Source organism: Acinetobacter pragensis, from assembly GCF_001605895.1.
In the GTDB taxonomy this organism is placed as follows: Bacteria; Pseudomonadota; Gammaproteobacteria; order Pseudomonadales; family Moraxellaceae; genus Acinetobacter; species Acinetobacter pragensis.
On record NZ_LUAW01000067.1, the window covers coordinates 1 to 18042 of the forward strand.

General features: G+C 44.1%; 14 protein-coding genes. 7 read left to right on the plus strand and 7 right to left on the minus strand.

All coding sequences use genetic code 11. The features are described from left to right. Positions 1–1016, plus strand: a 1016-nt coding sequence (locus AZH43_RS16900) for an SIR2 family protein (RefSeq protein ID WP_067672282.1), incomplete at its 5' end; no start/stop codon positions are given. Between the two features lie 159 nt (positions 1017–1175). Here AZH43_RS16900 and metH read toward each other — a convergent pair. Then, a complete protein-coding gene (gene metH, locus AZH43_RS16905) occupies positions 1176–4865 on the minus strand; it encodes a methionine synthase (protein WP_067672284.1) in 3690 nt (1229 codons plus the stop codon). 468 nt (positions 4866–5333) lie between these two features. Here metH and AZH43_RS16910 point away from each other — a divergent pair, with 468 nt between their 5' ends. Continuing rightward, on the plus strand, positions 5334–6953 hold the full coding sequence (locus tag AZH43_RS16910) for an inorganic phosphate transporter (protein WP_067672467.1): 1620 nt from the start codon (positions 5334–5336) through the stop codon (positions 6951–6953). Positions 6954–7116: 163 nt separating this feature from the next. Here the strand turns inward: AZH43_RS16910 and AZH43_RS16915 are convergent, their stop codons facing one another. Next, a complete protein-coding gene (locus tag AZH43_RS16915) occupies positions 7117–8664 on the minus strand; it encodes a hypothetical protein (RefSeq protein ID WP_067672287.1) in 1548 nt (515 codons plus the stop codon). Positions 8665–8850: 186 nt separating this feature from the next. Further along, positions 8851–9018, minus strand: coding sequence for a hypothetical protein (locus AZH43_RS18690; protein ID WP_162840085.1), 168 nt, complete (start codon positions 9016–9018; stop codon positions 8851–8853). 217 nt (positions 9019–9235) lie between these two features. Here AZH43_RS18690 and AZH43_RS16920 point away from each other — a divergent pair, with 217 nt between their 5' ends. Next, positions 9236–9529, plus strand: a complete 294-nt coding sequence (locus AZH43_RS16920; RefSeq protein ID WP_067672290.1) for a DUF7710 domain-containing protein — start codon at positions 9236–9238, stop codon at positions 9527–9529. Positions 9530–9632: 103 nt separating this feature from the next. Here AZH43_RS16920 and AZH43_RS16925 read toward each other — a convergent pair whose 3' ends face one another. Further along, positions 9633–10250 (minus strand): rhomboid family intramembrane serine protease, encoded by a 618-nt coding sequence (locus tag AZH43_RS16925; RefSeq protein ID WP_067672297.1) that lies wholly within the window; start codon positions 10248–10250, stop codon positions 9633–9635. Positions 10251–10408: 158 nt separating this feature from the next. Between AZH43_RS16925 and nfuA the strand changes: the two genes are divergently transcribed. Then, on the plus strand, positions 10409–11047 hold the full coding sequence (nfuA, locus tag AZH43_RS16930) for a Fe-S biogenesis protein NfuA (protein WP_067672300.1): 639 nt from the start codon (positions 10409–10411) through the stop codon (positions 11045–11047). 168 nt (positions 11048–11215) lie between these two features. Continuing rightward, positions 11216–13414, plus strand: a complete 2199-nt coding sequence (locus AZH43_RS16935; RefSeq protein WP_067672303.1) for a TonB-dependent siderophore receptor — start codon at positions 11216–11218, stop codon at positions 13412–13414. Between the two features lie 36 nt (positions 13415–13450). On the opposite strand, the gene AZH43_RS16940 is transcribed toward AZH43_RS16935, so the two are convergent. Together AZH43_RS16940 and AZH43_RS16945 are read right to left on the minus strand one after the other, a co-directional pair. Next, entirely contained in the window at positions 13451–14458 is a 1008-nt protein-coding gene (locus tag AZH43_RS16940) for a hypothetical protein (RefSeq protein WP_067672306.1), read from the minus strand. Between the two features lie 39 nt (positions 14459–14497). Further along, positions 14498–15532 (minus strand): alpha/beta fold hydrolase, encoded by a 1035-nt coding sequence (locus AZH43_RS16945; protein ID WP_067672309.1) that lies wholly within the window; start codon positions 15530–15532, stop codon positions 14498–14500. Positions 15533–15956: 424 nt separating this feature from the next. Here AZH43_RS16945 and AZH43_RS16950 point away from each other — a divergent pair, with 424 nt between their 5' ends. Beyond that, positions 15957–16571: a carbonic anhydrase gene (locus AZH43_RS16950; protein ID WP_067672319.1), complete on the plus strand. Its 615-nt coding sequence runs from the start codon at positions 15957–15959 to the stop codon at positions 16569–16571. Positions 16572–16638: 67 nt separating this feature from the next. Here AZH43_RS16950 and AZH43_RS16955 read toward each other — a convergent pair whose 3' ends face one another. Continuing rightward, a complete protein-coding gene (locus AZH43_RS16955) occupies positions 16639–17268 on the minus strand; it encodes an arylesterase (protein WP_067672321.1) in 630 nt (209 codons plus the stop codon). 47 nt (positions 17269–17315) lie between these two features. Between AZH43_RS16955 and AZH43_RS16960 the strand changes: the two genes are divergently transcribed. Then, complete coding sequence (locus AZH43_RS16960; protein ID WP_067672323.1) at positions 17316–18041, plus strand: ABC transporter ATP-binding protein; 726 nt, start codon at positions 17316–17318, stop codon at positions 18039–18041. Position 18042: the final 1 nt, after the last annotated feature.

Below are 18042 nucleotides of genomic sequence, written 5' to 3' on the forward strand. Positions count from 1 at the left end.
ATAATATATTATTAAGTAATCCTTATGGTTCTGTATATAAAATTCATGGAAGTGTAGATGACCCAGAAGAACTGGTTTTTACGACAGAAGACTATGCTGACTTTGATCAGAGATATGATTTAATTCGAGCACAATTAATTTCTTTGTTTGTTCATAATCCAATAGTTTTTCTAGGTTATAGTGTTAATGATATAAATATTAAAAAAATTCTAAGTACTATTTTTAAATATGTGCAGTTTAATTCTGAACAAGCAGAATTAATAAGAAATAATTTTTTACTTGTAGAATATCAAGAAGGATCAGATTCTCTAGATATTTTAGATCATGATATTGATATAAATGGTTATGCTTTAAGAATACATAAACTTAAAACTGATAACTATATTGAATTATACCATGCATTAGAGTCATTAAGCTTGCCTGTATCAACTTATGAAATTAGACGTGTATTAGACAATGTAAAGGATATAACCTCTGGTGGAACAATTAAAGTTAGTATTGCTGAAGATATTGATCAATTAAAGAACTCAGAACGAATTTTGGCTATTTCTCCAAAGTCAAAATCTAGTATCGAATATACATATACTGACTCATCACAGTTAATAATTGACTATTTTGATATTATTGATAATAAAAGTGAAAACTTGATTAAGCTTATTGATGAATTCCCAATTGCTAAATCGCATTGGTTTCCAATCTTTGAGTTTTCAAATTTAGTTTCTGATTTACAAAAAGCTGAAATTTTAAAAACCCAGCAAAGGTCTAAGCTTACAAATAATATTAAAGAAAATATCAAAAGATTTGATGTACATGCTCTAAATAATATTGACGATATATTAGCTTCTAATAAAATTCCAGAAAGTTATAAAATTGATTATATATTTTATAAAGTATTTAATGATTTAATTTCAGCAGATGAGTTAAAGAATTATTTGATGAAAATAGATGGTGATTTAGATTCAAATTATAAAAAGTTATTATGCTTGTATGATTTTAAAAAATATGAAAATCCATAAATCCCTCCCAACCTCCCTTTAAGAAAGGGAGGAGCTGTCACGTAATTCATTTGATACGTGCAAGTCCCCCTTTGTAAAAGGGGGATTTAGGGGGATTCAGATATCTCAAAAAAATCCCCTCATTCGAGGGGATTTTTTATTCTCTAAACTAGAGGTTTTTTAAACCACAGAATCATCCAAATTAGGCGCTAACCAACGTTTTGCTTCATCCAAAGTCCAACCTTTACGCTTCGCATAATCTTCAAGCTGATCGCCTGCGATTTTACCCACATTAAAGTACTGGCTTTCAGGGTTTGCATAGTAGAAACCGCTGACAGATGAAGGCGGCCACATCGCAAAACTTGTGGTCAATTGCGTACCAATCTTGTCGGTAGATCCTAACCAGTCAAACAACGGCGCTTTTTCAGAATGCTCAGGGCAAGCAGGGTAGCCCGGAGCAGGACGGATGCCTACATACTTCTCTTTAATCAATTCTTCATTGCTTAAAGTTTCAGATGCTTGGTTGCCCCAGAACTCTTTACGGATGCGTTCATGCAAATGCTCCGCAAAGGCTTCCGCAAAACGGTCACCCAAAGATTGCGCCAGAATTGCAGAGTAGTCATCGCCTTTGGCTTTGTACTCATTCGCCATTTCTTCAGCGCCAAAGATCGACACGGTGAAACCGCCCAAGTAATCTTCAGCCACGCCTTTTGGCGCAACAAAGTCAGCCAATGACAAGTTTGGCTTACCCGTCACTTTGTCAGACTGCTGACGGATGTGATGGAAAGTATGCGTAACCGCTGCGCCATTTTTATCATACACTTCAACAGAGTCAGCCGCAGAACGGTTCGCAGGGTAAATACCAAACACTGCGCGTGCATCAAAACGTTTGTTGTCGATGATGTCTTTGAGCATCGTCTGTGCTTGTTCATACAAGTCAGTTGCAGCTTCGCCAACGACTTCATCAGTCAGAATTGCAGGGAATTTGCCTGCCAAGCTCCAAGAAATAAAGAACGGTGTCCAGTCAAAGTATTCAACCAGCGTTTCAAGCGGATAATTGGTCAGCGTTTGCGTACCAATAAAGTTCGGCTTCACAGGTGTATTGGCTGAAAAGTCAATTTTCAAACCATTTTCAACAGATTCAGCATACGTCAGTTTGGCTGCTTTCGGCTGTTTATTGGCAATACGCTCGCGAACTTTTTCATATTCCGCACGGGTTTCATTCACAAACTTCGGCTTCATTTCTTTAGAAAGAAGCGTGGTTGCTACACCCACGGCACGAGAAGCATCGGCCACATAAATCACCGCGTCATTTGAATATTGCGGGTCAATTTTTACTGCAGTATGCGCTTTAGATGTGGTTGCGCCGCCAATCATCAGCGGGACACTAAAGCCTTTGCGCTGCATTTCTTTAGCAACAAACACCATTTCATCCAAAGACGGCGTGATGAGGCCGGATAAGCCAATAATATCGACTTTTTCATCAATGGCCGTTTGCAGAATCTTTTCGCAAGGCACCATTACGCCAAGGTCAATGATGTCATAGCCATTGCAGCCAAGCACCACGCCTACAATGTTTTTACCGATATCGTGCACGTCGCCTTTTACGGTCGCCATCAGCACTTTACCTTTAGATTGAGCGCCAGTTTTTTCAGCTTCAATGTACGGGTTCAGCCAAGCCACAGCCTGTTTCATTACGCGGGCAGATTTTACCACTTGCGGTAAGAACATTTTGCCCGAACCGAACAAGTCGCCCACCACGTTCATGCCGTCCATCAGCGGGCCTTCAATTACATCTAAAGGACGTTTGGCTTTTAAGCGCGCTTCTTCAGTATCTTCATCAATAAATGCGGTGATGCCTTTGACTAACGCATGTTCAAGACGTTTTTCGACAGATTGATTGCGCCACTCAAGGTCTTCAACTTTTTTCTGCGCAACGCCCTGACCGCGGTACTGTTCTGCAACTTCCAGCAGTTTTTCAGTCGCATCTTGGCCAGATTCACCTTGGTTTTGGTTCAAGATCACATCTTCAACGGCTGCTTTCAGCTCAGCATCAATGTCATCGTAAATCGCCATTTGACCTGCGTTTACAATACCCATGGTCATGCCTTGCTGAATGGCATGGTAGAGGAACACAGAGTGAATCGCTTCACGTACAGGTTCGTTGCCGCGGAAAGAGAACGATACGTTCGACACGCCGCCTGAAATCATGGCATGCGGTAAGTTCTGCTTAATCCAGCCTGTCGCTTCAATAAAGTCCACAGCATAGTTGTTGTGTTCTTCAATCCCTGTCGCAACAGCAAATACGTTCGGGTCAAAGATAATATCTTCGGCAGGGAAGCCAACTTCGTTCACCAGCACATCATAAGAGCGCTTACAGATTTCACGTTTACGCGCTGCTGTATCGGCCTGACCGTCTTCGTCAAATGCCATCACAATGACAGCAGCACCGTATTGGCGGCACAGGCGCGCTTTATGTACAAACTCGTCATAGCCTTCTTTGAGCGAGATCGAGTTAACAACCGCTTTACCTTGTACGCATTTCAAGCCCGCTTCAATGATTTCCCATTTTGATGAGTCAATCATAATCGGCACACGTGAAATTTCAGGCTCAGATGCCACAAGGTTCAGGAAATGCACCATCGCGCCTTGCGAGTCGAGCATGCCTTCATCCATGTTGATGTCAATAATTTGCGCACCGGCAACCACTTGCTGCAAAGCAACATCCAGCGCTTCAGCAAAGTTTTCTTCACGAATCAAACGCAGGAATTTTTTAGAACCTGTGACGTTGGTACGTTCACCGACGTTCACAAATAATGATTCATTGGTGATGTTAAACGGCTCTAAACCGCTGAGACGGCAAGCAGGCTGAGTTTCCGGCACTTGGCGCGGCTTAATATCTTTAACAGCATTGTAAATGGCGCGGATATGATCCGGCGTTGTACCGCAGCAGCCGCCTGTAATGTTAATCAGGCCGCTTTCAGCAAATTCTTTAATAAATGCCGCAGTTTCTTCTGGGGTTTCGTCATAACCGCCGAAGGCATTTGGCAAGCCCGCATTCGGATGCGCTGAAACAAAAGTATCGGCAACATCAGAAATGGTTTTGACATGCGGACGCATTGCATCTGCACCAAGGGCACAGTTAAAGCCGATCGACAGCAAGTCACCGTGACGGACAGAGTTCCAGAAGGCTTCAGCCGTTTGACCTGTGAGTGTACGGCCAGAAGCATCGGTAATCGTGCCTGAAATCATCAGCGGCAATTCATAGCCAATTTGATTGAACACTTCTTTCACTGCAAAAATTGCGGCTTTACAGTTCAAGGTATCAAATACAGTTTCAATCAGCAGAATATCCGCACCGCCTTCAATCAGGGCATGGGCTGCTTGAATATAGTTTTCTTTGAGTTCATCAAAAGTAATGTTACGGAATGCAGGGTCATTCACATTCGGTGAAATTGAACAGGTGCGGGATGTCGGCCCAAGCACACCTGCCACAAAACGCGGTTTTTCCGGTGTTGAATATTTTTTGCAGGCTTCTTTGGCAATGCGCGCCGCTTCACGGTTGATTTCTGAAACAAGATCTTCCATGTGGTAATCAGACATTGAAACCTTGGTGCCGTTAAAGCTGTTGGTTTCAATAATGTCTGCGCCCGCGTCTAAATAGGCTTCATGAATGCCTTGAATGATGTGCGGCTGCGTCAGCACCAAAAGGTCATTGTTGCCTTTTAGGTCAGATGCCCAGTCGGCAAAGCGCTCGCCACGGTAGTCGGCTTCTTCTAATTTATGGCGTTGAATCATGGTGCCCATAGCGCCATCTATAATCAGAATGCGTTGGGTGAGAAGCTCTTTTAGGGTGGCAAGCGTGGACATAAATAACCCCAATCCGATGGAATATAAAATCGGCAAATATATTAACAGAATTCAGTTCAGTTTTACCGATATTCATGGGGGATGAGGCCGGCAAAAAAATGTATTGGCGGTTTTTTCAGCAGCTTGTTGTCGCTGAGGCATCCTGCTGATCTGCTCTGTCCGTTCATGATTTTGCAGCATTGATCCTTCATTATGGAGTTCTATTGGGATGCTGCAGTTATTTATGACAGGAATGTTGCAAAATAATTTCAGTGTGGAAATGTTTTGAATTGCTGAGTTTTGACTGCTGAATTGTGGTGTTAATATATTGAAAATTATCAATTAAAATAAATTTTTTGTAGCCGTTTTTGGGCGGAATTCGTTGCAATAAAGCATGAGAAATAGCTTTATATGGCCGCGCTTTGTCATATAATTGTCACAATTAAACTGAACAATATGGGGATTCTTAAATCCTCCATTCCTGCTTGCATGAATTCTAATCAAACTCCCGTAGATTCAGCACAACCGGCGACTGCAGTTAAGTCGACGAATGTTCATGTGCCTACACCGAAATTTTTTGTGCCGGTTTTTTTGACGGTCATAATTTCGACGCTGATTTATATCGGCTTTCAATTAACTTCTGATTTGGCACACGTTCCCGCATTAAGTCTTTATTCAATGATCTTATTGGGGACAGCGTTATTTATTGCACTCGGTTTTGAGTTTGTGAATGGTTTTCACGATACAGCAAATGCTGTAGCAACCGTGATTTATACCAATGCATTGTCTGCGCCAGTCGCAGTAATGTGGGCAGGTTTTTGTAATTTCCTTGGCGTGATGGTAGCCAGCGGGGCAGTGGCCTACGGCATTATTGCCTTGCTTCCAGTCGAATTGATTATGAACGTCGGTTCTGGCGCTGGCTTTGCCATGGTTTTTGCCATGCTGATCGCTGCCATTCTGTGGAACTTAGGCACTTGGTTCTTAGGCATTCCGGCTTCAAGTTCGCACACCTTAATCGGTTCGATTTTAGGCGTCGGCATCATGAACTATTTGCTGCATTCAGGCGCTGGCGCGAGCGGCGTAGACATGGAGCAAGTGCTCAAAGTCGGCAAAGCCTTGCTGTTTTCGCCATTAATCGGTTTCGCATTTGCCGCGCTGTTGTTTCTTCTGGTGAAGAAAGTCTTCCGCAAACAGCTGGAACTTTTTCAGCCGCCGGAAGGCAATACGCCGCCGCCGCCGTTAATCCGCGCAATTTTGATTTTCACTTGTACCGGCGTCAGTTTTGCGCACGGTTCGAATGACGGCCAAAAGGGCATGGGCTTAATTATGCTGATTCTGATTGGCTGTGTCCCTTTGGCTTATTCTTTAAATAAGAATTTAGACCATAAGCACATTCAGTCATTTGAGCAGCTGTCTGTGCAAACCGCGGCGGCCATTTACCCGCAGCATAAAGACATTTCAGATGAAACAGCCCGCGCAGTCATCACCAAATACATTCAGACCAAAGAAAGCAATACTGATGTTGTGCCGGCTTTGGCCAGTTTGACCGATCATTTGGGTGAGCGTGTTGCAAAATATGGCGATGTGCAGCAAATTCCTGAAGCTGAAATTTCTGTAATCCGCAATGACATGTATCTCAGCACAACCGCGTTCAAACGCTTGGATAAGGCTGACCAGTTTCCAGCAATGGATGCAGGCCAAGCCAAAGCGGTGAAAGAATACCGCAGCAACTTGGATTCTTTCCTGCAGTATATTCCGACTTGGGTCAAAGTAGCTGTTGCACTGGCATTAGGCTTAGGCACTATGGTGGGCTGGAAACGCATTGTAGTGACAGTAGGCGAGCGTATCGGTAAAAACCATATGACTTACGGCCAAGGCATGTCTGCTGAATTGGTGGCAATGTCGACCATTGCCGCTGCGGACGGTTTAGGTATGCCGGTATCAACTACACACGTTTTAAACAGTGCTGTAGCCGGCACCATGGTTGCGAATAAATCTGGCTTGAACATGCAAATGGTCCGTACGATTTTATCGGCGTGGATCTTTACTTTACCAGCGACCATCTGCTTATCCGGCGGCTTGTATTGGCTGCTGCTGAAAGTGTTTTAATCAAATAATTCGAATTTTCAGTATTCAAAAAAAACGCTGCCGATGCAGCGTTTTTTATATTCGTCTTGTTTTAACCGCATTGTAATTCTGAGGCGGCGCATATTTATTGCCTTCAGGCAACTTCAGCTGTCCCATCAACAGGTGAGGGGCATTTTCAAGCATTTTACTTTTTAAATTTAGCCAAGACTTTGTTCAACGGCAGTTTGTCCGCAGCAAAGCCATACACTGCCGCAAAAGGCAGGGCAGTGCGCGCCAAATACGCCACACGCCATAGGCCGCCATGGTTGGCGCCTTTCATCATCAGCTCCAGCGGATGCGCCAGCTTAACTTCAGGGTTCGCCACAGAGGTTGGGCTGCGCAAGTCATGAATCCACAGCGCCGCCATAATAGCATTGGTGGTTTCAGGTTTAAATGCTTCGACATCAAACAGGCTCGCGCCATTAAAAGCCGCTTTCAGCAACGGGTTTTTGGTAACGGAGTAAGTTGTGGTGGATGGCGCAATATTGATGCTGACCCGCTGGCCGTTTTGACGCGCCAATGTAGCGCGCCATTGCTGAATGCGTTTTGCCAGCGCATAGTTAGGCCCTTGTTCGACCACCAGACAGTCGGCAATGCCGTATTTCTGTCCATTCTCAGACTGAATGATATTGTGCAGGTTCTGCTTGAAAAAGTGCTGGCGCGAGAGGGCGGAAATGCCTGTACTGATCAGCTGCTGGGTTTTAGAGCGCTGGATGAATTTATCCGCAGATGCGCTGATGACTTCTTCAGGCACGGCATACACATCGGTAGGTGTGCACATATACATCAGGCTGGTGTCGGCTTTTTGCGCGCTGACATGCTGCATGATGGCATCCATGGCCATAGAAACGCGGACGTGTTTTTCACCATCCAGATACGCAATTGCGGCCAGGTCCAGCTGATGTTCATTTTGCACCAGCCACTGCGCAATTTCAGGGATTTGCGTCAATAAGTTGGCGCCTAGTTTTTCTTTTAAGACGGCAACGGGCGTATCTGCCGCAAGCGCTTCAATGCTTGGCGCATACAGTGTGGCGTTGCCTTGCTGTACCGTATCTAGAATTTTGCTCCAGACGCGCTTATTCGGCAAATCTACAGCGACAATGTTGGCTTTCCATTTTGACAGCCATGTCAGTGGCCCGGCTTCAGAAGCTGCGCCAAATAACACCATGGTACGGTCAGATAAATCAAACCACTCAGGATGAGCTGCCGCTTCCCTTAATGCATCTGCATGGCTGGGTTCTACAATACCGTCATCTTGCCATTTCTGAATCTGCGCCAGCAGCGCTTCACCTTGCAGCTTTTGGCCATGATAAGGCACATACCATTCAGGCGTGGCATCGCTTTCACCTTTTAATTTAACTGTATGCAAAGGCTGGGCATCCAGCTGCATGACATCTTTGAGCAAATGCTTGCTGCCATTGCGCAAAAACTCAAAGGTGTGATGCGCTTTGTTTAAGCCCGCCTCGGCAATTGCAATAGGATTTTGCTCATTGCGGATGCCTTGCTCTACCAGCGCTTTAAAGTATTGCGGATACTGCTTGCGCCAGTTTTTTTCATTGACTGCTTTTTGCGAGGCGCTGTGATCTACACTGGCTAAGGCTTCGGCAATAATTTCCCGTCCTGCTTTTGAGGTGCTGGGCTTTTGCTTTTGAGATGGGTTTGGAAATTGAAGACCGTCTAAAGAATTGGACATGCAAAATATCTCACGTGATCTAATCATTACTATACAGATGTATACATTATCTATGCCAAATTAAATTCCTAGGTGGCATAAGATGCCAAAATTAGATGATTTATCGTGAAATACACAGAACTTTAGTGGTATGAAATATTTTAAAAGCCTTCAGTTTGAAGGCTTTTATCGGCTGTTTACCAGCACTCAGCAGCGGCCTTTTTTGGCTTGGCCGGGTGGACAGAAATCTCCATGGTCATGCGGGTAATAGCCGCGGTCTGGATCGACGACAATACTGCCTTCCCGAGTGTGGACTGCGCAGGCGGATAATAGACTGCACAAAATCATGCTGAATACTAAGGTTGCTTTTTTCATATGAAAATTCCTTTTTTTATTCTGTTCGCTTTTTATGATAAGCGGATCTTGATGAAGATCCAGATGAAATTTGCAGCGGAAAGTGTGTATAGCCTGTCATTGGTTTAAAACTACACTTGCTTACAGTTATTTGACATATTTATTAAAAATTATTTGAAGTGTGACTTTAGTCACGTTTATGATTTAAGCAGAAAAAAAATAAGAGCAGGATGGCCTTATGAATAAATCTAATCAAGTTTATGTCTTTAATGGGCAGAAATCAGGTTTTGCTTCGGCGGTGTTTTCCAGTTACCGGCAGGCTGAGTTTTGGATTAAAAGAAACTATTTGAGCGGTATTTTAATGGAATACCCATTGAATGAAAGCTGCTATGACTGGGCAAAGGCTCAAGGCCATTTTAAAGAACGCTCCGCCATAGACCGTGCGCCCATTTTCATTGCTAAATTTGTGTCTGCCTATCAGCGAAACTGGCATTTTGCAAATGGCCAGCTTGTAGAAAATATAGATGGATAATCAGACCTATTGACGAGGTCAAAATAGCTTTGTTCAAAAATAAAAAGAATTCTGCATACAGCGGAATTCTTTTTTCATGGAGATCTTGGTTATTTGGATGTTTTTAAAAAGGAACTTGCATTAACTTATTCAGGAAATGCGGCAGCAGGCGAGGCTCTATAATAATGGTCATAATTACGCCATAGGCGGCGCCCCACAGATGAGCGCTGTGGTTGATATTGGAATTTCCGCGTTTGCCGGACCAAATGCTGTAAGCCACATACAGCACTGCAAAAATAATCGCAGGGACGGGGATGAAAAATACAAAAATCAATTTCCACGGTTCAAACAGAATATAGGCAAAAAGCACTGCTGACACTGCACCGGAAGCGCCCAAACTTGCCCAGCGCGCATCATTTTTATGCCGCAGATAGCTGGGAACAATCGCCGCGATCAGACCGCCTAAATAAAACAGCACAAAGCCAAGGTCAAAAAAATACTGGCGGTAAAACGCTTCAATAATGCTGCCGAAAAAGAACAAGGTAATCATGTTGAACAGCAGATGCGCGCCGTCTGCATGCACAAAGCCGTGGGTGATGAAACGGTCATATTGACCGCGCTGCATTGCAGGCGGCCAAAAAATCAGGCGGTTCATAAGGGCCTGATTTTGAAAAGCCATAAATGAAATAATGGCCGTAATAATAATTAAGATGAGGGTGTGGCTGATAGTTAAACCGAGCATAAATTGGCGTTCTAATGATCAATATTCGCAGATCATAATGCCATTAATTGAAGGCATAGCGATAACTTTCAATATAATTCCGACAATTTTGGTTGATTTTTTTCTAATGAACCGCATCTTCAGTTAAAATGGCTGCTTAAGCATGAGGAAATATTGTTATGTCGACTGAGAATACCAGCACTGCAGTTGCAGAAGAGATTCCAAATTTATTGATTACACCCAATGCGCAAGAGTATTTAAAAGATTTATTGGAAAAACAGAATACGCCGGGCATTGCTGTACGTATTTTTGTAGAAAATCCTGGTACACCGCGCGCTGAATGCTGCATGGCTTACAGTGCGCCAGAAGAAGTCATACCTACAGATTACAAACAGGATTATCCTGATTTTCCGGCTTATGTTGACGCGCCATCCATTCCTTATTTGCTGGATGCCGTGATTGATTACAACAAAGACCGTTTTGGCGGGCAATTAACTTTCCGCGCACCAAATTCTAAAGTGCCGCGTGTCGGTCCTGATGCATCAGTAGAAGAGCGCATTACTTATGTGCTTCAGTCTGAAATCAACCCGGGCCTTGCAGGGCATGGCGGCAACTGCGCATTGGTTGAAGTGGTAGAAGATGCCGAACATGGCCTTACGGCTGTACTCAAATTCGGTGGCGGCTGCCAAGGCTGTTCATCCATTGACCTGACGTTAAAGCAGGGTGTAGAAACTACGCTGAAACAGCATGTTCCTGAACTTGCGCGTGTTGTGGATCAGACGGATCACAGCAACACAGAAGGTGCTTATTTTAAATAAGGCCTGTAAACGCTAAAAAGCCTCTCATTCAGCAGAGGCTTTTTTATGCCTGAACCAATGAAATAAATGATAATAATTATCAATATTAATTGCATTATGTTTATATTTTGTTAATATTTCCCGCAAATTTACTTTATTTCTCCATTATTTTTTTGTGGGTATGTGTATATGAACAAGCCGTTATTACAATCCGCTTTGGCTTTTGCCGTAATGTCAGCAATGAGTGCAGCCGTTCATTCAGAAGAGCAGATGGTGCAGGAAAATGTGACAAAATTAGAAACAATTGTGGTGACTGCCGAAGAGCAGATTAAGCAATCGTTGGGCGCCTCTGTCATTACCGAAGAAGATTTGGATCGGCTGCCTGTTGTAAATGATATTTCTGAATACGTGCGCCGCATGCCGGGTGTGAATTTGACTGGCAATAGCGCAACAGGTCAGCGCGGCAACAACCGTCAAATTGATATTCGGGGAATGGGGCCTGAAAATACCTTAATTTTAATTGATGGCAAACCAGTAAATTCACGCAACTCTGTACGCTACGGCTGGCGCGGCGAACGCGATACCCGCGGCGATTCAAACTGGGTGCCTGCGGATGCCATAGAATCAATTGAAGTGCTTCGCGGTCCAGCTGCAGCGCGCTATGGTTCAGGCGCAATGGGTGGCGTAGTAAATATTAAAACTAAAAAAGTTACAAACGAGGTGCATGGTTCAGTGGAAGTCTTCACGAATCAGCCTGAAAACTCAAAAGAAGGCGCAACACATCGAGAGAGTTTCAATCTAAGCGGTCCCATTATTAAAGATACTTTGTCTTATCGATTGTACGGAAACTATGCGAAAACAGATTCCGACTCACCGGATATTAACCCTGTAACGGATGGCGGTAACCGAGCAGCAGGCCGTGAGGGCGTTGAAAATAAAGATATTGCAGGCCGTCTGGCATGGCAGATCAATGATCAGCAGAATTTAATATTGGATGCTTCTGTCGGACGTCAAGGCAACGAATACACCGGAGATATTCAAAATAGCAATTTTGATGCTGCTGGCGATGGCAGCGGAGGTTTCTCTAATGCTGAATATGTGCTTGGCCTGTTGGGGCAAGAAACGAATACAATGTACCGTGACAGCTATGCTCTAACGCATGAAGGCAATTGGGCATGGGGCGATACTAAGCTTATTGCCCAATATGATAAGACTAAAAATAAACGGATACCTGAATCTTTAGCAGGCGGTCCAGAGGGCAGTCCTAACTCATTTGATAAGAAGACGTCTGTTTTAGAAACGATGCGTTTTAATGCAGAAACGAATATTCCGCTGGAAATTGCAGTTCCTCAGGTGCTAACCTTGGGTGCTGAGTGGGTGGAAGATGAGTTTAATGACCCTGCAAGCACTGTGCAGGCAGATAATTCAGGAGTCATTGACTTGCCGGCTGACCGTGAAAATATGAATTCGCGAATAGCTTCTGCCTATATCGAAGATAACTTTAAAATTACCGATTCTACCGATATGGTATTGGGCGTTCGATTTGATGACCACAGTAAATCGGGTTCAAATTGGAGCCCGAGTTTCAATATAACGCAGCGTTTAGGTGATTATTTCACTTTAAAAGGCGGGGTAGCTAAGGCGTATAAAGCGCCTAATATGTATCAGAATGCGGAAGGCTACTTACTGTTTACACGTGGAAATGGTTGCCCGGATTCTACAGCAACCGCTTCTGGCAGCTGTTATTTAGTCGGCAATGCAGACTTAAAGCCTGAAACGTCTCTGAATAAAGAAGTCGGTGTTGAGTTTGCAAAAGATGATGTAAAAGCAAGCCTGACTTGGTTCCGCAATGATTATGAAAATAAGATTACTTCAGGTGATGAGGTCATCGGCACAACGACAGTAGGCTCAACGACTTACCATTTATTGCAATGGACTAATATTCCCAAGGCATTGATTCAAGGGGTTGAAGGCAGTGTAACCCTCAGCTTTGATAATGCATCTTGGACGAATAATTTTACATACATGATTGATTCTGTAAATAAAACAACAGGCAATCCGTTATCTGTCGTGCCTAACTACACCATTAACTCAATTTTTAACTATGATATTACAGATCAGTTTGATGTGAATTTTGTCTATACTCAGTATGGCCGCCAAAAACCGCGTGAATTTGCAGAAACCCGCAATACCACGATGAATACGACCAGTGTTAAAAGCTATGGTATTGCTGGAATCAATGCGGGCTATAAATTTAACAGCCAATTCAGCGGCAGAATTGGTGTCAGTAATTTATTTGATGAACAATTGCTGCGTGATAATGATGTGAATCAAACATATAACGAGCCGGGCCGCGCATATTATGCAAGTCTGAAGTATCAGTTTTAATTTGCTGTAAAAAAAAGCCGCATCATGCGGCTTTTTTTAATTTTCGAGATTTAAAATTTTTAATGTCTCTGCAGAATAATAAAACAGTGTTAAATAATGCCGTGCTCGGTCACGCAAGTATTGTGAGTCGATCAGCTGCTGAATGACAGGATTCAGCAGGCCATGCAGTTCATTTTGAATCAGCGCTTCATCAATATTCAGATCACGGAGCAACAGGTCAAAAGGCCGTTCCTGATTACGGATATACCAAGCATATACACCGTCATGCACCTGCTGCTGTAAATAGTCGCTTTGTCGGATAAAATCCCAAATCTCAGCACCCATGCCTACAGTCTGTGGCAGATCCTGAACTTCGATATAATTTTTCAGCACCGAAACCGGCATGACTTTAATTTTATGCCATAAATTGGCTTGAAAATGATACAGTTTTTGGTTGTCAAAATGCTGATTCAGCACGGTTTCGCTCATTTGGCTGAGCTTGAGTATATTCTTCTGCAGGTATTTGCTGACTGCATTGTCCAAATTGGTGTCGGTCACATTCTCCAATACCGATTTGCCCATTTTCATAAAGCGCGATACGCCCGGCACATTTTTAGCAAGCACAGAATTATCCAAATAATCTTGAATAGAGTGCTGAATCAGCTGGCTGATCATGGCGGAAAACGCAGGGCTGTTGACTACGGTTTTAATCAGGCGCTGACGGTGGTCACTTTTGCTGGCCACGTATTGCGCAATTTTATCAATGGTCAGTACTGGAATAATGTCTGCAATTTGCGTAGCTTCATTGGCAGGATGAATCAGCGCAAATTTAATATGTTCGGCAATTTGCTCAATCAGAAAACCGCTGGCAGGGGTTTGCAGAATCTGCTTTTGGATCAGGCTGTTGATTTGCTCAAAAGACCACAGCTGCAGCAAGGACTGCTTTCTAAACCAATGATAGAAGCTTAAAAACTCTGTTTGGACAGTGTCAGATTGAGCAAAGGTCTGATTTAAAAAATTAAGATGAGCATCAATAAGCTGCTCAATCATAGGATTCTTCTGCATGCTGTCCTTGAGAAACCTGCGGTGTGATAACGAGGTCAATTAGTTTAAAGGAATAAGTTTATCCGCTAGAGGATTTTTAAACTTTTGGCTTTTTGCAAGGAATGGCAAGTAATGGTCTGCAACTGCCTGCTCCGCTTCAATAATGGGCACATGGCCCACATTGTTAAGAATGACAGGTGCTTCAGCGCGTTTCAATAATGTTTTTAACTCATTTGCCGCTTCAACATTAATAATTTTGTCTTGCTTGCCCCATAGAATCAGTGTTGGCGCTTCGACGGCTTTGGTTAAGCGGGCAAAGGTATCAGGGGTGTAAATGCGGTTTAAGGTGACCACCTGATCAATCATTTTCTGAGTTTGCTCCGCTTGAGCAATCAAGTGCTGTTCCTGGGCTTGCTTGAGCTTAAACGGCACAGCAGGCGGGTTTTGCATCAGCTGATGCATTACGCCGTCAAAATCGCCCGGCTTTGAGACAATCAGCTGCTTTAAGGACGATGGATTCTGCGTGTAGGGGGTAAGAGCGTGCCTATAAATACCGGCGCTGTTCAGCAAGAATAAGCTTTGTGTATCAAAAGGGTACTGCGCCGCATAGACGGTTGCAATCGAGCCGCCCAATGAATGGCCGGCGACATTCAGCTTATCTTCAATGTCAATTTTTTCGGCAAGCTGGCGCAGCTGCTCTGTCACATTCGGGACGGAAATATCAAAATTGGCAGGAACTTTCGTATCGCCATTGGTTGGCAAGTCTGGAATAATCACATGATAATAAGGCGTTAGATAGTGGGCGACGCGGTTCCAATTGTCACGGTTTCCTGCGAGTCCATGAATGAGCAGAATGGAAGGATTCGCGCGTGAACCGCCTTCACTGTAGCTCCAGCTGATATTGCCGATTTGTATGGTTTTAGAGGTCAGGCCGGCAGATTTCCGTTCTTGGGCTAAATAGTTTTGCAGAATTGAAGGCTTTGCTGCCGCGGAAGGGCTGCTGCTGGCGGCAAAGGCTGGCTGAACGCATATCAGCAGGCCGCATAGGCTGACCGCTTTGAACGCACGGCTGAAAGTCGAATGTAATCCTTTCATTGACTGATATTACCCCTAAAACCGCAAAAGAATTGTTATTTCATTTATTTAAAAATTATTTGAATTAGCGCATTCGTCTAATAGAAATACTCTGAACGAAGATTGTAGATCAAATAGTCATATTGTCACACAGCGCTTTTTTGAACGGGTTGGTCGAGCTGGCTTAAAGTGTGATCTGTGTCTGAAAAACAGTGGTAAATATTTAAAATAATCATTTTGGCATTGGCATTTTCTTCCGATTTTGATGGGCCGGAATCTGAAAATTTTGCTTCAGCTGCATAAAGGTGATACGCAGTAAAAAACCATCTTCAAAAAAAGTGAATAAAACAGCGCTGTCAGAAAAACCAATTCGCTATTGTTTTTGCAAGTGACATTCGGCAGGCAGAAGATTAAAATATTCCAACTTCAAATCAGGTGGAAGATCATGCTAACAGCAGAAGAAGCTCTAGATCGTTTAAAAAAAGGAAATGAACGTTTTGTAAATGGTCAAACGCAGCATCTTAAGCTTTTGACGCATCAGCAGCGTGCAGAAATGGCTGAAAGCCAAGAGCCATTTGCAATTGTATTGGGCTGTTCAGATTCACGCGTTCCTGCTGAAATGGTCTTTGATCAGGGCTTAGGCGATTTATTCGTCATTCGTGTTGCAGGCAATATTGTCGCGCCATCACAAGTCGGCAGTGTAGAATTTGCTGCAGACAGTTTCAGCTGTCCTGTGGTCATTGTCTTGGGCCATACGCATTGCGGCGCAATTCATTCAACCATTGAAGCCTTGACCAACCCTGCATCTCCGCCATCCGCCAATCTGATGTCAATCGTGAACCGCGTACGCCCATCGGTTGAAATTCTGATGCAGACTGAATTGAAAGATGATTTAGAAAAGCTCTCCGTGCATGCTGTGCGTTCGAATGTATTTGCCTCTGTTAATCAGCTGCGCCACGGTTCAGCGGTATTGGAAAATCTGATTGCTCAAGGCAAGCTGAAAGTCGTTGGCGCAGAATACTCACTGGAAACTGGTGAAGTGACTTTCTACGACTTCTAAATAAAAATTGTTCAATGCATAAAAAGGCGCTGTTGATCAGCGCCTTTTTTGTTTTTTTTCTATGCTTTTAGAGCGCGCCTTTGATATAGGGATAGGCATTGTTCAGCAGCATCGGCTGCGCTTTGGCATTGGGGTGAATCTGATCACTTTGGATTAAGTCTTTTTTGCCTGCGACCCCTTCTAAAAAGAACGGAAGAAGCTTCACTTTGTAGTGCTGGCTGACGGTCTTGTAGCTGTTTTCAAACGCTTTGCTGTAGGCTGTTCCGTAATTGGGCGGAATTTTCATGCCAAATAAAATCACTTCAGCTTTGGCTTGCTGGCTTTTTTGAATCAGCTGCGCCAAGTTTTTCTGCATCATTTGCGGCGGCTGTCCGCGCAGGCCGTCATTGCCGCCCAGCTCGATCACCACCACGTGCGGCCGATGGGTTTGCAGCAGTTTGGGCAGGCGCGCTAAAGCGCCACTGGTGGTTTCACCGCTCACACTTGCATTGACCACTTTATGCGCTTTCGGATACTGTTGGTCTAAGCGCTTTTGCAGCAAATGCACCCAGCCTTGCTGCGGCTGTATGCCATATCCCGCGCTTAAGCTGTCTCCAACAATCATAATGGTCTTTGCACAGGCCAGCATGGGAGCAAAGCTTAAGCCGATGACAGCGAATGAAGAAAATACACGAATTTTAAGATTGCGATTTTGCATACGACTCTGAATAAGATCCTGCATATAAACCTAAAGATAGGAAAAATATGAGCCAAGTTTCGACTGATCCATCCATCATGCCACAGGCGATTATTTCTGCACAGCAATTGACACAAAAGATACAGTTGAGTCAAAAAGAACTCTGCATTTTTGAGAATCTGAACTTAGACATTTATGCAGGTGAACAGGTCGCAATTACCGGACGTTCGGGTTCAGGAAAATCGACACTGCTGGGGATTTTGGCCACTCTGGATCAGGCAAGCGCAGGGCATCTTCAGGTTTGCGGTGAATCAGTCGATCAATTGAATGAAGAACAGCGGGCATCCGTACGCTTAAAGCATATTGGCTTTGTCTTTCAGTCTTTTCAGCTGCTGCCGCATTTGAGCGCGCTGGAAAATGTCATGCTGCCGCTGCGTTTGCATCCGCATTTTCACTATGCCTCTGCCGAGCAGAAGGCGCAGGCCCTGCTGGCCAAAGTCGGTTTGGAGCGGCAGGCGCAACAAACGCCGAAAGTGCTGTCAGGCGGAGAACAGCAGCGGGTGGCGATAGCCCGCGCGCTGATCAGTGAACCGCAGATTATTTTTGCCGATGAGCCGACTGGAAATTTAGATGGCGCAACGGCAAAAGAGATAGAACAGCTGTTATTTCAGCTGAACCGTGAATTGGGTACGACTTTAATTTTAGTCACTCACGATCCTCAACTGGCGGCCCAGTGCCAGCGTCATTATGAGCTGGCAGATGGCCATCTGATTGAACATTCACGGGGAGGGTGAC